This window comes from Streptomyces sp. NPDC016562, from assembly GCF_043076955.1.
Classification (GTDB): Bacteria; Actinomycetota; Actinomycetes; order Streptomycetales; family Streptomycetaceae; genus Streptomyces.
This window is the reverse complement of sequence record NZ_JBIBRZ010000010.1, coordinates 1-14,455: the sequence shown is the minus strand read 5'-3', so window position 1 is coordinate 14,455 and position 14,455 is coordinate 1. Positions and strand designations below refer to the sequence as shown.

11 protein-coding genes and 1 pseudogene are annotated in these 14,455 nt (G+C 71.5%); 5 read left to right on the top strand and 7 right to left on the bottom strand.

All coding sequences use genetic code 11. The features are described from left to right. The first annotated feature begins 20 nt into the window (after nt 1-20). On the top strand, nt 21-278 hold the full coding sequence (locus ACF059_RS30360; RefSeq protein ID WP_392063418.1) for a DUF5133 domain-containing protein: 258 nt from the start codon (nt 21-23) through the stop codon (nt 276-278). Nucleotides 279-360: 82 nt separating this feature from the next. Here ACF059_RS30360 and ACF059_RS30355 read toward each other — a convergent pair whose 3' ends face one another. Next, nucleotides 361-1,341 (bottom strand): YihY/virulence factor BrkB family protein, encoded by a 981-nt coding sequence (locus ACF059_RS30355; RefSeq protein ID WP_392063415.1) that lies wholly within the window; start codon nt 1,339-1,341, stop codon nt 361-363. A 244-nt stretch (nt 1,342-1,585) separates the two neighbouring features. Here ACF059_RS30355 and glgX point away from each other — a divergent pair, with 244 nt between their 5' ends. Next, entirely contained in the window at nt 1,586-3,820 is a 2,235-nt protein-coding gene (gene glgX, locus ACF059_RS30350; RefSeq protein WP_392063412.1) for a glycogen debranching protein GlgX, read from the top strand. A 100-nt stretch (nt 3,821-3,920) separates the two neighbouring features. On the opposite strand, the gene ACF059_RS30345 is transcribed toward glgX, so the two are convergent. From ACF059_RS30345 to ACF059_RS30335, 3 genes are all read right to left on the bottom strand, one after another. After that, complete coding sequence (locus ACF059_RS30345) at nt 3,921-6,266, bottom strand: bifunctional serine/threonine-protein kinase/ABC transporter substrate-binding protein (RefSeq protein ID WP_392063410.1); 2,346 nt, start codon at nt 6,264-6,266, stop codon at nt 3,921-3,923. A 218-nt stretch (nt 6,267-6,484) separates the two neighbouring features. Next, on the bottom strand, nt 6,485-6,973 hold the full coding sequence (locus ACF059_RS30340) for a hypothetical protein (protein ID WP_392063407.1): 489 nt from the start codon (nt 6,971-6,973) through the stop codon (nt 6,485-6,487). A 290-nt stretch (nt 6,974-7,263) separates the two neighbouring features. Beyond that, nucleotides 7,264-8,220, bottom strand: coding sequence for a hypothetical protein (locus ACF059_RS30335; RefSeq protein WP_392063404.1), 957 nt, complete (start codon nt 8,218-8,220; stop codon nt 7,264-7,266). 147 nt (nt 8,221-8,367) lie between these two features. Between ACF059_RS30335 and ACF059_RS30330 the strand changes: the two genes are divergently transcribed. Continuing rightward, a complete protein-coding gene (locus tag ACF059_RS30330) occupies nt 8,368-9,318 on the top strand; it encodes an RNA-binding protein (RefSeq protein ID WP_392063402.1) in 951 nt (316 codons plus the stop codon). A 148-nt stretch (nt 9,319-9,466) separates the two neighbouring features. Here ACF059_RS30330 and ACF059_RS30325 read toward each other — a convergent pair whose 3' ends face one another. After that, nucleotides 9,467-10,369 (bottom strand): LysR substrate-binding domain-containing protein, encoded by a 903-nt coding sequence (locus ACF059_RS30325; RefSeq protein ID WP_392063399.1) that lies wholly within the window; start codon nt 10,367-10,369, stop codon nt 9,467-9,469. A gap of 191 nt (nt 10,370-10,560) precedes the next feature. On the opposite strand from ACF059_RS30325, the gene ACF059_RS30320 reads away from it, so the two are divergent. Both ACF059_RS30320 and ACF059_RS30315 read left to right on the top strand, forming a co-directional pair. Next, nucleotides 10,561-10,854, top strand: a complete 294-nt coding sequence (locus ACF059_RS30320) for a DUF1330 domain-containing protein (protein ID WP_392063396.1) — start codon at nt 10,561-10,563, stop codon at nt 10,852-10,854. 307 nt (nt 10,855-11,161) lie between these two features. Next, nucleotides 11,162-11,803, top strand: a pseudogene (locus ACF059_RS30315) (phosphatase PAP2 family protein); the annotation flags it as partial. A 36-nt stretch (nt 11,804-11,839) separates the two neighbouring features. Here the strand turns inward: ACF059_RS30315 and ACF059_RS30310 are convergent. Further along, nucleotides 11,840-12,535: a response regulator gene (locus ACF059_RS30310; RefSeq protein WP_392063394.1), complete on the bottom strand. Its 696-nt coding sequence runs from the start codon at nt 12,533-12,535 to the stop codon at nt 11,840-11,842. Further along, nucleotides 12,532-14,031 carry a sensor histidine kinase gene (locus tag ACF059_RS30305; RefSeq protein ID WP_392063392.1) on the bottom strand — a complete coding sequence of 500 codons (1,500 nt, stop codon included), beginning with the start codon at nt 14,029-14,031 and terminating at the stop codon, nt 12,532-12,534. The genes ACF059_RS30310 and ACF059_RS30305 overlap by 4 nt, the downstream gene beginning before the upstream one ends. Nucleotides 14,032-14,455: the final 424 nt, after the last annotated feature.

Here is a 14,455-nt window from a genome sequence, read left to right as displayed (position 1 = left end):
GTTCGTGAAGGAGCGAGATCGTGCTGATGGCTCACCCCGCGGTGCTGGCGCGTCTGGTGGAGGAATACGAAGCAGTGGCGCAGCCGCACCCCGCGGACCGGCGCGAACCGGCGCGGCAGCGGATGGAGGACGTGGTGTACACCCTGTGCGTGTCGACCGGCACACGGGACATCGAGTCCGCGCTGGCGGCGGCCCGGGAACGGCTGCGCACCGCCTGGGCCGCCGACGGCGAGGCGGGCGCGCGCGACTGCCGCATCGTGAGCGACGCGTCGCGCTAGGGGGCGTCCGGTGCAGGCAGTACAGGCAGTACGGGCGGCGCAGGCAACCGCGAGGACGGCCCCGCCGCTCGCGCGCCCCGTTTCAGACCCCCGGATCCTCCTTGGCCGGTCGCACCACCCCGGCCCGAGCGGCCTCCAGCTGGGCGGCGAAGGCCAGCCCCAGGAACAGGGCCATCGAGGTCAGGTAGGACCACAGCAGCAGCGACACGAACGCGCTGAGGGGCCCGTACACGGCGGCGAAGGAGCCGCTGGCCCCGACGTACAGGCTCAGCCCCCACGTCGCCAGCAGCCACAGCACCAGATACACGGTCGCGCCGAAGGCCAGCCAGGTGTAACCCGGCTGGCTGCGGCGGGGCGAGAGCCGGAAGATGGCGCTGGTGGCGAGGATGGCAAGCAGCACTCCCAAGGGCCAGCGCAGCAGGTCCCACGCCCGCACGGTGCCCGGGCCGAGGTGATAGACCTCCGCCACGGCGCGGCTCAGGTGGGCGCCGAGGACGGTGACGGCGAAGCTGAGCCCGAGGGGCAGTCCGGCCAGTACGGACATGACCAGCCCGCGGGTGTACTTGTACAGGAACGGCCGGTCGCGCTCGATCCCGTAGATGCGGTTGGCGCCCCGCTCCACCTGGCACAGGGCCGTGGTCACGTTGACGACGGAGAACATCAGGCCCAGCCAGAGGGCGGCCTCGCCACCATCCCCGGGCTGGTGACGGCTCTGCGCCAGCGCGTCGTCCACCACCTTCTGGCTCGGCCCGCTGGCGAGCCGGCGGATCGTCAGTTCGGCGATCCGGCCTATGTCCTCGGTGTGCAGCGCGCTGGACAGCCCGATGACGGCGATGGCCAGCGGGACGATCGACAGCACCGTCTGCAGGGCCAGCGCGCGGGAGTGGCTGAAACCGTCCGCGTACCGGAACCGGATGAAGGAGTCCCGTACGAGGCTCCAGCGCCCGTAGCGCCGCAACGCGGCCAAGGCCTCCTCGGCGGACAGCTCCTCGCCCTCCACCTCCAGTCCGCCCGCCACCGCCCTCACGTCGTCGTGCTGCGGCACCCGCGTCGCGGTTCCCATGACCATCCCCCCTGTCGAAGTGGAGTGGCGGCGGCCGGCTCAGCCGCCGACGGTGCCGCCACGTCTCATGGCGGCCGTGTAACCCGCCGCGGCGCAGTCATGCGTGTCGGGGCCGATGCGTGCGGGGCTCGTGTGTGTCGGGCTCATGCGCGCCGGGCTCGTGCGGATCGGGCCGGGCGGCGCGGCGACACCCTGGCCGACGGACCAGCGGGCCCCGCGGCCCCGCCGACAGTAGCGTGACCATATGCGCACATGGACGGGCAAACCGTATCCCCTGGGAGCGACGTACGACGGCTCCGGAACCAACTTCGCTCTGTTCTCCGAGGTCGCGACGGGCGTGGACCTGGTTCTGCTCGACGAGGCGGGGCACGAGACGCGCGTGCCGATGACCGAGATCGACCGGTCCGCCTGGCACATCTACCTTCCGGACGTGGGGGCCGGCCAGCGGTACGGCTACCGCGTGAGCGGCCCCTTCGACCCGGCGGCCGGGCACCGCTGCAATCCGGACAAGCTGCTGCTGGACCCGTACGCGACGGCGATCGACGGCGGGCTGGACCACCACGAGTCGCTCTACGGCCACCACTTCGCGGACGGCGCGGAACCCAACACCCTGGACAGCGCCGGCCACACCATGCTGTCGGTGGTCACCGATCGCGGCTTCGACTGGGGCGACGACAAGCCGCCCGGCTACACGTACTCCGAGAGCGTCATCTACGAGGGCCACGTACGCGGCCTCACGCGCACCCACCCCGCCCTGCCGGAGGAACTGCGCGGCACGTACGCGGGCATCGCCCACCCCGCCATCCTGGAGCACCTCACGAGCCTGGGGGTGACCGCGCTGGAGCTGATGCCCGTGCACCAGTTCGTCCAGGACGGCCACCTGGCGGAGAAGGGCCTGTCGAACTACTGGGGCTACAACACCATCGGGTTCTTCGCCCCGCACAACGCCTACGCGGCCACCGGCGGCCGCGGAGCGCAGGTCACCGAGTTCAAGCAGATGGTGAAGGCGCTGCACGCGGCGGGCATCGAGGTGATCCTCGACGTGGTCTACAACCACACCGCCGAGGGGAACGACAAGGGCCCCGTCCTGGCGTTCAAGGGGATCGACAACGCGGCCTACTACCGCCTGGTCGACGAGGACCGCTCCCAGTACTACGACACCACGGGCACCGGCAACAGCCTGCTGATGCGCCACCCGAACGTGCTCCAGCTCATCATGGACTCTCTGCGCTACTGGGTGCAGGAGATGCACGTCGACGGCTTCCGGTTCGACCTCGCCGCCACCCTCGCCCGCCAGTTCCACGAGGTCGACCGCCTCTCCGCCTTCTTCGACGTCATCCAGCAGGACCCGGTGATCAGCCGTGTCAAGCTCATCGCCGAGCCGTGGGACCTCGGCGAAGGCGGCTATCAGGTCGGCAACTTCCCACCCCTGTGGTCGGAGTGGAACGGCCGCTACCGCGACGCCGTACGGGACTACTGGCGCGGCGCCGACGGCACCCTCGGCGAGTTCGCCTCCCGCATCACCGGCTCCGCCGACCTGTACGAACACGACCGGCGCCGCCCGCTCGCCAGCGTCAACTTCGTCACGGCCCACGACGGGTTCACGTTGCGCGACCTGGTGTCGTACGACCGCAAGCACAACGACGAGAACGGCGAGGACGGCCGGGACGGCGAGGACCACAACCGCTCCTGGAACTGCGGCGTGGAGGGCGAGACGGACGACCCCGGCGTTCTGGCGCTGCGGGAAAGGCAGCAGCGCAACCTGATGACCACGCTGATCCTCTCCCAGGGCATCCCGATGATCAGCCACGGGGACGAGCTGGGACGTACCCAGGGCGGCAACAACAACGCGTACTGCCAGGACAACCCGACCGCGTGGATCGACTGGGACCTCGACGAACGCGGGCGTCGACTCCTCGACTTCACCTCCGGCCTCATCCGGCTCCGCCGCGCGCACCCGGTGCTGCGGCGCCGGCGCTTCTTCTCCGGGCGGGCCGCCGGACCAGCGGGCCGGCTGCCGGCGGACGTCGAGTGGCTGCGCCCCGATGCCAGGCCGATGCAGGAGGAGGACTGGACGTGGCCCCATGCGGCCGCGCTGACCGTGTTCCTCAACGGCGAGGCGATCACCGAGCCGGACCGCTACGGCAACCGGGTCACTGACGATTCGTTCCTGCTGATGTTCAACGGCTCGGACACGGCCGTCGACTTCCGCCTCCCGGGCGACCGGTTCGCGGTCCGCTGGACGCTGCTGGTCGACACCGCGAGCACGGACGCCCCGGACGAGCGGGAGCTGAAGGCGGACAGCAGGCTGCGGCTGGAGTCGTACAGCACCGTGGTCCTGCGCAGCGCGCGGGAGGACGCGGGGCCGGAGGCGGCGGACGTCGCGTCACGGTCTGACTCCGGGGCGGGGTCCGGGTCGGGAGCGGGGTCGGGATCCGTGTCCGGGTCGGGATCCGGGTCTAGGTCCAGGGGCGCGTAGCGGGCGTCGGTGCGTGGGTCCTCGTCGTGAGGGCACTCGCACCGCCCCTCTCCCCCTCCGTACGGCCGACACCGGGCGGGCGCGGTCCTGCGGGGAGGGATCAGGGGGTGCTGGAGTTCATGGGATTGCTGGGACCGCTCTTCACGGTCGTCCAGCTGCCCCCCTTCACCGCGTACACCGTCAGTTGGCGGTTGACCGTGTCGCCGTACTCGTCGAAGGCCACGCGCCCCGTCACGCCGTCGAACGCCAGCCCGGACACGGCCTGCGGCATCTTCGCCCGGGCGTCCGGGGGGAGGGTTCCGCCGTTGGCCTCCACGACGGCCTTCACCGCCTCGATGAGGGCCCAGGTCGCGTCGTAGGCGTAGGGGCCGTAGGAACCGGCCGCCTCCGGGTACCCGGCCTGCCGGTACTGCGTGAGGAATTCCTCTCCCTTCGCCAGGCCCTCGGCGGGAACGCCGATGCCGGTGGCGAGGTCGCCCTCCGCCTTCGGGTTCGTCGTGATGAACTGCTGGTCGAAGACGCCGTCGCCACCCATGAGGGGGACGGTCACGCCCGCCTGCTTGAGCTGCTGGGAGAGCGGCCCGGCGGTGGTGTAGTAGCCGCCGAAGTACACGGCGTCGGCGCCGGAGGCCCGGATCTGGGAGGCCAGGTAGGCGAAGTCCGCCTGCGCGGGATCCACCTGGTCCGTGCCCACGACGGTCCCGCCGAGCTTCGTGAACTCGGCCCGGAATCCGGCGGTCAGGCTGGCGCCGTAGGAACTGCTGTCGTCGATGACGTAGGCCTTGCTCTTCCGGGCCTCGTCATGGAGGTACCGGCCGGCGAACGGCCCTTGGTCGACGTCCGTGGCGACGGTGCGGAAGTAGCTCTTGTACGGGCGGGACGTGAAGCCCTCGGCCCAGCGGGGGCCCAGTGTCAGCGCGGGGTTGGTGTTGGCCGGTGACACGTTGACCAGGTCGGCCTGTCCGAGCGGTTCGGCCATGCTCTGGGCGACTGCCGAGTTGAGCGGCCCGACGACGCCCAGCACCTTGCCGTCCGCGACGAACCGGGTGGCGTTCGAGCGGCCCTTGGCGGGAACGGCCTCGTCGTCCATGGCTTTGATCTCGAAGTTCACGCCGGGCACGTGCCGGGTCCGGTTGGAGGTCCTGACGGCCAGGTCGGCGGAGTTCTTGATACCGACGCCCATGGCCGACAGGTCACCGCTGAGCGGTGCGTCCACCCCGATGACCACGGTGACGGGGGCAGCTCCGGAGCCGCCGCCGGACGCGCCGCCGCCGGGCGGGGAGTCACGGGTCAGCTTCCAGGTGAGGACGGAGCCGGCTACGAGCGTGGCCATGGCCACGCCCAGCACGGCTGATCTCCGCGTGAAGGCGCGCCGCCGGGCGGACGCCCCCTCGGCCCGCCCCTTCTCGTCCGTACGGCCGAGCGAGACCACGTCTTCGGCGGTGGGAGTGGGGGTCGGCGCGTGGGTGGGCACGGGTGGCGTGGACGGCGGTTCCCCAGCCCGCTCGGCCGGCGCCGGGGCGTGTTCCGTCGGCGCCTGCGGGTCGGGGGTCGGCCCGGGGACGGTTTCCGGCCCGGGCACGCGCGGGCCGGTCTGCGCGGCCGTGTCCGTCCCGGACCGGGAGGACCGCAGCGCCGACGCGAGCAGCTCGGCGGCCTCGGCGGCGCCGACCCGTCGCAGCGGGTCCTTGGTGAGGAGCGCGTCCAGAGCCGGCGCCAGCGGGCCGGCGTGCACCGGCGGCCGGTGGGGACGGGTGAAGACGGCTACGGCCAGGGCGTGGAGCCCGTCGGCTTCGAACGGCGGATGCCCCTCGACGGCGTGGTACAGGGTCGCGCCGAGCGCCCACAGGTCGTTCGCGGGGGTCGGACGCTTGCCCTCCAACTGCTCCGGGGGCATGTACTGCGGGGTGCCGATGACGGTCCCGCTGTGGCTGAGCTTGGTCGTGGCGTCGGCCAGGTGGGCGATGCCGAAGTCGGTGAGGACGACGCGGTCCTTGGTCAGGAGCACGTTGTCCGGCTTGATGTCGCGGTGGACGATCCCCGCGTCGTGCGCTTCGGCGAGCGCGTCGAGCAGGGCGGCCCCCATCTCCGCCACCCGCTGCACGGACAACCGGCCCTGCTGGCGAATGGCCGCGGCGAGGGACTGCCCCCGGATGAACTCCATGACGATGACGGGGGCACCGCGGTGCTCCACGACGTCGTGGATGGTGATGATCCCGGGATGGCTGAGAGTGACCGCCGCGCGGGCTTCGCCGGTGAAGCGTCTGAGCAGCGTCGCGCGGTCGCCGTCGTCGAGCCCCGCCGGGAAGAGGATCTCCTTGATGGCGACCTCGCGCCCGAAAAGCTGCTGGTCGACACCCCGCCAGACCCGGCCCATACCGCCCTGGCCGATGCGTTCGACCCGTCGGTAGCGGCCGGCGATGAGTTCGGAGTTCTGCTCGGTCACGCGCACACTCTAGGCCCGGATGGGCCGGTCAGGTGACGGAACCATGGCCGGATCCCACACCCCGCCCCGGAACACGCCCCAGGCCGCGGCGGGCCACTGCTCGCGACGAGGGCGTTCCCTGCGTACGGCTGCACTCACGCTCGCGCAACGACACTGGTGCCGACTGTGACCGATACCCCATGACCGCTGTCAAGCGTCGAAGGTGCCTACCAGGCCTCCTAGGGCCAGCCGATCGCATGCCGGAACCTTGCCCATAGAGAGGTCGCCAAGGAGACGTGCGCCGTAGCGGTGCGCTCTGCTGGGTCCTCGTGAGCGTCTCCGCGGAATGCGACGGCGTCCTCCCCGATCCCGACTACTTCCAGGAGCGTGTCCAGGGCCTTGTCGGCTTGCTCATGCGGCTCGGTCAGCCAGACGAACGAGACACCCACCGGATTGCCGTCGTGCTTGCTGATCGCGAAGCTGAAACCCTTCAGCCGGAACAGTACGACGTCGAGCTCGTCGAGCCCGTCCCACGACCGCTCCACCTGCAGACGCAGCCGCTGGGCCACGGGCTGCACCGGCAGCGCCAGCCCTCCGATCATCTGGAAGAGCGGGGCGTGGTGTTCCCACACGCTGTACTGGTGGGCGGGGTTCTTGCCGGTTCCGTAGGGCGGTTGTGTAGCCGGCTGCCAGTCGGGCTCAGGCCCCGGGACCTCGATCTCTGTCACAGCAGCTCCTCCCCACGGCCTCCGGCCACCTGGGTGGTTCAACCTACCTTCACCGGGTCGGCCAGCGTTATACGGCGCCTCCCACTTACCGAAGGCCAGGGGATCACGCCCTCATGACGCGGGCCCTGATCGACGGGATGTCAGCGCAGCACGGCTCGATATGACCCGACCTCGGCGGTGCGACACAGGTGACTATCTCTTCGCTCCCGGACCCTCGCAGCTAGAAAACCACCAGTGGAGAAGCCGAGACAGCCGAGTGAGGCCAATCGTGACGGCATCAAGGTGCCCGTTCAACCGGCCGTGTACGGAGCGCGGGTCCAGCGGACAGGGTGACCGTCGGGGCCGTCGGTGAGCCAGGAGCCGTCACCCAGAAGCTCCAGTTCGTACGGATTGGTCACCGCGACGGCGATCTCACCGCCGATCAGGCCCGTGTTCACGTCAACCAGGTGGTAGCGGAACCACTCCTCCTCGTCCTCGCTCTCACCGCCCAGTGTGACGACGGTCGTGTCCGAGGTCAGGTAGCCGCCGCACCATTCCACGAACGCCTCTTCGGGGTCATATCCGAAGGCCTCGACAGGGAGAGTGAAGAGAACGTCACCGCTGGGGTGGCGGTGAAAAGCGACATCGGCCTGTCCGTGGTCGACGGTCATGAATCGTTCTCCGCCCGGCGCCAAGCTGATCAGGCAGCGGTCCGGCCACGGGTACGGCACGAAGTCGACCTCACCGTCGACGTCGGCCGCACCGCGGACAATGAGGGAGCCGTCTTGGCCCTCACCGATGTCGAGGTAGATGCTGCCGTCCACGGGATGCACGTAGTGCCCGGCACCGTGTCCGAATGTCTCCAGCTCCCGGCGGGCGAGGACCGCGCCGCTGTCGGCGTCGTAAACGACCCATTGGTCTCCATCCCCGCGCCCCGCCATCGCGTCCGGCCTGTAGACCCATACAGCCCGGCCGTCCAGAGACAGCGCACAGCCAGGCCGGTGGCCATGGCGCACGTCTGAGTGCCGCTCGAAGTCCGACGCCCAAACCAAGTCACCGTCGCGGGTGAGGCAGACGACTCCGTTCAGCGTCGTATACACGACCCGCTCCAGATCGGGCCGAACCACCGACGTCTCGACCTCGTCGCCGCCCCGCGGCTGATACACCGCGACGGGCTGCAACGTCCCGAACGTGCCGGCATCGATCACGTAGCTGTGGATCAGCCCGTCACGGTGCCGGGTGATGACCTTCGAGGGCCCAGGAATCATTCGCCGAGGCTAACGCCCAGTTCAGGCTGATGGAGAGCCGGGGCAACGGAAATGCGCAGACGGAGGAAGGGCGTGCACGGGCCCGACAGAACGCCCTTCGGGGCCGGGAACTACGCTGGCACTCCTTCTGACCGTCCGGGGAGCAGCATGCCGCCGTCCTACGTTCACCGCATCACCAAGTACGACCCCGCCGACCGTGACGAGCGCGGCTACTACACCGGCGCCGAGGACACGGTCAGCGACCACGGGCCGGTCGAGACGGCGTACCTGGCGGCGATCGCCGCCTTCGCGGAGGCCTCGGACATCGACCGGCTGGAGATACGCGAGCCTGCGGTCACCGGCTTCGTCCACTTCGGCCGGGAGCCGGCCGTCGAGGGGCACGGCCTCGGCGGGCTGTTTCCGCCAGACCTCACCGGTTACCACGACGGGGCCGAAGTCTCCCTTCCGGTCGCCCTGGAACTGGTCCGGGCCATGCTCCGCGACCAGGGCGCCTGGTGTCGGCTGGAGGCAGGGGATGAGTTCACCGCGCACGTCGGGTGGGACCAGTACGTGTACGTGGGCAGCAACCGGCCCTGCGAACAAGCCGTGGCGCGTACGCGCGAACTCGGCCTCTTCCCGGAACCACTGACGGCCTCGCCATACGCGGCTGAGTTCGACGAGGCGGAGGTGACGGAGCCGGCCGACGAGGACTTCTGGGCGCGCGTGCGCACCGCGCTCGCCTCACGGCAGACGCTGCTCCTCGACGAGACCTACGTGGCCAACGCCGCACGCTGGCACCGCCTCACTCCGGAAAACCTCGACACGGTGCGCGCCGGTCTCGGCCCGCGCGCCCTGCTGACCGTCTGGCCCGACCTGACCCCGGACGTCGACGCGGTACTCGCCGCGCTGCCCGAGGAGGACTCCGTGGAGTTCGTCTGGGAGGCGCAGGACGGAACGATCAGCCACGCGATCGTCGACGACACCGAGTACGAGGAGTTGGCCGCCCTTGTGGCCGACGCCCGCGCGGCCTGCGCCCTGCCGCTCTACCTAGACGAACGCCACCCGCTCCTCCGCGCCGCCCTGCCGGACAGCGACGGAGTCCTGCGCGCCCGCTGGTAACCCGGTTCCCGTCGCTGGCCGGCGTGACGACGACCCAAGAGTTGTGTGCCTCTCCGCCACCGAGAGCCGTGAGCGCCCGCAAGGAAGGCTGGTGGGCTCGCATGGGGAGGCGTGGTGCTTTCCAGGCCGGTTGGCCGCGGTTTGCGCGTCAGTCCGGCAGCCAACGCAGCTCGTGTGCCAGGGTTTTGGCGGCGGCACGGATGCGGTGGTGGAGCGGCGACTGCTCGTGTGGGAGGACCAGGTGGATCGTCAGGCTGGGTGCACCCCGCAGCGGTCGCCACGTCAGGCCTGGCGGCGCTGCCGTGACCGCGGCTTCTCCGGCCGGGGCGAGGGTGATCCCGTCGTGCAGGTCGCGTTGAGACATGTCGAAAGCGACTGCGGGCGTGTGGAATCGGGGGTGTGGTCGGACGTCTCGGAACAGCGCGGACAACTGGTCGTGGATCACGGGGTTGGCCGCACGGTCGGGGAGTCGCAGCGGATACGCGGCCGCGTCGGCGATCTCGATCTCCGGGTGTTCGGCCAGCGGATGGTGCTGCGCCAGCTGGACCCCGATGCGCGCACGTCGCAGCAGGAACCGGCGCACGCCGCGGCCCGGCTGTGCACCGCGGGTGATCCCGGCATCGATGCGGCCGTCGGCGACCGCGGGTGAGATTTCCGGTGTCGCCATCGGGACCGCGCCGACCGTGAGTCCGGGACTGCTGCGCATCAGCCTGTCCACCAGGGCCGGTGCGGTCTCGGCCCCGGCGCTGAGGCTGTATCCGATGCGCAGGGTGCCCAGTTCACCGGCCGCCGCGCTCCGGGCGGTGTCCCATGCCCGGTCCAGCGCCGCCAGGGCGGGCGGCGCGGACTCCGCCAAAGCCGCACCGGCGGTGGTCAGTTCGACGCTCCGCGTGTTGCGGACCAGCAGGGCCGTACCGAGCTGCGTTTCCAATCGGCGTATCCGGGCGCTGAGTGCGGGCTGTGCGATACCGATCCGGGCGGCCGCGCGGGTGAAGTTCAACTCCTGCGCCAGCACCAGGAAGTACCGCAGGCTGACCGTATCCGGCGCCACGTACCCTCCCTGCCGATTGATAACGATCCGTTCTGAGCCTATCCCGTACCGGTCTTTCCCTCGACCTCACATCGAGTCCTAACGTGCACGTATGACGGTTCAACTGACCTCAGTACTCGTCGTCTTCGGGATCGACCGATCTGAGTGTCAATTCGACGTCGGATGTGTCCGACCGAACACAGGAGGTTTCCGTGCCTAAGGGCTACTGGGTCAGTGTCTACCCTGCCGTTTCCGACTCCGAGGGGCTGGCTGCCTACGACAAGCTGGCCGGTCCGGCTGTCCGGGCCGGAGGCGGGCGCCTCCTGTCCCGCGGCCGTCGAGTCGTCGCCCACGAGGCCGGAATCACGCAACGCGTCGTCCTGATCGAGTTCGACAGCTTTGAACAGGCCGTCGCGGCATACGAGAGCGAGGCATACCAGAAGGCCCTGGTGGCCCTCCCCGACGGCGTCGAGCGCGACTTCCGCATCACCGAAGGCGTCGACTGACCGGCGGGCCAAGCCATCGCGGTCGCCGCAGCCCGAACACTGGCCGCGCCGGCCGGCCGACTACGTCGAGTGAAACGCCCCTCCTGGGGCGCGAGTTCATCGATCCGCGACCAACCCCACGACACAGCCCCGTCACCGCCCATCGAAGCCCTTCCCGCGCGGTGATCCGGCTTCGCGGCCGCCTCCGGATCTCCAAGGCTCGTCCCGTCTCCCCTCAGCCTGTACCGGTCAACCCTGACGATCGTCGGGGTACGGGGCTGACCTTCGGTCAGGGCATCCGTCCTACGGTGTTCCTACCGTCGGCGGCATGGAATCGATCAAGCGATACGGGTGGGGTCTGCGGCTGCCGGGGGCGGTCGCGTCGGCCGGGGCGGGGGCCGCGGTCGTGGTGTGGCTGGCACCCGACGGCACCCTGGGCACGAACGAACCCGTGCACGTCACGGCGGGCCTCTCGGCGAGGGTTTACCGGGCGCTGACCGGGAGCGTTGCGGACGGGCCGGCGTGGGCCGGGACCGTCCTGGAAGCGGCGAGTGAGGGCACCCTGCTGCTCCTGGGCCTGCTCATGGCCTGGGTCGGCTGGAACGCCCTTCGCCGCCGTGACGCGCCGGGCCTGGCCGGGGTAGCAGTGACCGCCGCCGGGACCGTCGTCGCCTACGGCCTCAGCGAGGCGATCAAACTCCTCGTCGACGAGGAACGCCCGTGCCGGTCCCTGCCAGGGGTCTCGGCCCTCGCCTCGTGTCCCGAGCAGGGCGACTGGTCGTTCACCAGCAATCACGCAACCCTGGCCGTCGCGTTGGCAGTTGGCGTGATCCTGGTACGTCCTCGGCTCGCGGCCCTGGCGCTGCCGGTGGCCGGGGCGGCCGCGCTCTTGCGGGTGCTGGTCGGGGTGCACTATCCGCACGACGTCCTGGCGGGCGCGGCGGTCGGTGCCACGGCCGTGGTGACCGTGTGGCTCCTCGTCCTACCGATTGCCGTACGCGCGGTGTCAGCCTTCCTCGTACGTCAGTCGGTCGGGCGGCACCGGGACCACGCCGGCCTCGTGCGCGACGACGGCCGCCGCAGCCCGGTTGTCGACCCCGAGGCGCGCGAGGATCGAGCTGACGTGGGCCTTCACCGTCCCCTCCGCCAGGCGCAGGCGGCGCGCGATCTGCCCGTTGGAGAACCCGCTGCCGAGGAAGCCGAGTACGTCCCGCTCCCGGGCCGTGAGCCCCTCGACGCGGGCGCGGGCCGCGGAGCGGCGGCCGGCCTGGGCGCCCGCACCGCCGGCGGCGAGATGGGCGACGACCCGTGCCGCGACCTTCGGTGAGAGGTAGGCCGCGCCGTCGGCGACCGCCCGAATGCCGGCGATCAGCTCCTCCGGCTCGCCGGACTTGATCAGGAAGCCGGCGGCACCCTCGCTCAGGGCGCGCAGGATGTACTCGTCCTCGCCGAAGGTCGTCAGCATCACGATGCCCGTTTCGGGGACGGTCCTTCGTATTTCGGCGGCGGCTTCCAAACCGCCGGTCCCCGGCATCCGGATGTCGAGGACGGCCACCTGCGGGCGGTGGCGCTGGACCAGCTCCACCGCCTGGTGGCCATCGGCTGCCTCGGCGACGACGGTGATGCCGGGGTCGGTGGCCAGGACCGCGCGGACGCCTGCGCGGATCATGGGCTCGTCGTCGGCGATCAGGATCCGGATCATCGGACGGCCTTCCCGGTGTAGGCGTCGGTGGAGACGAGGCGGCCGCCCCGGAAGCAGAGACGGTAGATGTCCCCCGAGTGGTCGTCGAAGGGGTCGCTGGCCTGTACGTAGTACTCGCAGGCCGCGTCGTGCGGCGCGGGCGCGGGTGCTGCGGGGCGGCGGGTCGTCTGGCGTTCGGGCAGGTAGGGCGCCACGTCCGCACGTGGCTGGCCGATGTGCAGGAGGGCGTAGTCCTGGGGGGCGAGTACCGACTGCCGTGCCGTCACGGTGTCCCAGGCCCGCACCGCGCCGATGAGCAGCGCGGAGGTGCACAGCGGCACCAGGACGGCAGCGGCGGCGGTACGGCCCAGCCGGCGACGGGCGCTGCGGTGCTCAGGAGGCAGGACGTCACCTGGGGCACCGGGCTCGGCGCGGCGCGGTGGGGGCACGGGCCCGGGACGGTGCGGGAGCCTGGCCCGGACGGCGAACCCGCCGCCCTCGGGGCCGGATGTGAAGGTGCCACCGGCCAGTCGGACGCGTTCGTCCAGGCCGATGAGCCCGAAGCGGTGGCCCTCGCCGGGTGCGGCGGGCCGGGACCCCGGTGCGGGACGGGCGGCGTGGTCATGGTGGGCCGAGGGCCCGGTGGACACCGGCTCGTTCGTCACACTGACCTCGGTCCGTCCTTCCGTGTGCCGGACGGCGACGGTCACCCGGTGCCCCGGCGCGTGCTTGGCCACGTTCGTCAACGCCTCTTGGACGACGCGCTGCACGGCCCGCGCGACGACCAGCGGGGCATCACCGGCCGCCGCTTCGCCTTCCACACGCAGCCGGACGTCGAGGCCCGCCGCGGCCACCCGGTCCACCAGGCGTTCGAGTTCGGTGAGCCCAGCGCCGGGCTCGGACCGCGGAGCCTGGTCCGAGGGCTCGCGCAGGACACCGATCACCTCGCCGAGCCGGTCCACGGCGGCTCCCGCCCTGGCGCGGATGTCCCGGGCGGTGGCCCGGTGGTCCTCGGACAGGCCAGGGGCCAGCTGCAGGGCACCCGCGGACAGGGCGATGAGGCTGAGGTCGTGGCCGAGGAGGTCATGCATGTCCTGCGCGATGCGGGTGCGCTCGCGCAACCGGGCCTGTTCGGCGACCAGATGCTGCTCCCGTTCCAGCCGCGCGGCCCGTTCCCACCCGGCCCGCACCAGTTCGCGGTACTGGCGCAGGAACCGGCCCGCGAACCACGGCAGCATCGCCGCAACGAGCAACAACCCCACGAACTGGCTCGCCCAACCCAGCCACGACGGCACCAGGAGCACAGCCACGACGGCGGCCGCGAGCACGGCGACCAAGGCCGCCCCCGTGCTCCGGTTCCGCCCCGGCTGCCAGCCCGCGAGGAAGGCACAGACCGCCGCCGGTATGCCCCACCAGAGGGTGGCGACACCTGTGCCGACGGCCGCCACGGCCCCCATGAAGAGGCCGGCGGACAGGACCGGCGCCGGCACCCGGGCCTTGGTGATCACTGTTCTCACGAACGCGACCCTACGGAACCTGGCGCCCCCGCGGCACTGCCGAAAGTCCACTACCCCAGGCCCGGGATCTCATGCCCCGCCTGGAACGAGCAGGCCGGATCGAGGACTTCTGCACAACCACGGGGGGGAATTCAGTCACACCGATGCCCCGGCCCCACAGCATGCGGCGGCGCCCCCGCCGGGGGGGGGCCGCCCGGGCGCCCCCCCCCCGGGCGGGGGGGGGGGGGGGGGCGGTAGGGGGGGGGGGGCCCCGGGGGGGGCCCCCCGCGCCCCCCCCCCGGGGGGGCCCCCCCCCCCCCCCCCCCCCCCCCCCCCCCCGGGGGGGGCGCCCCCGGGGGGGGGGGGGGGGGGCGGGCCCCCCCCCCGACAGGGGCGGGGCGTGCGGCGAGCAGGATCGGGGCGGGCCGGCCGGGTGTGAGCCCGG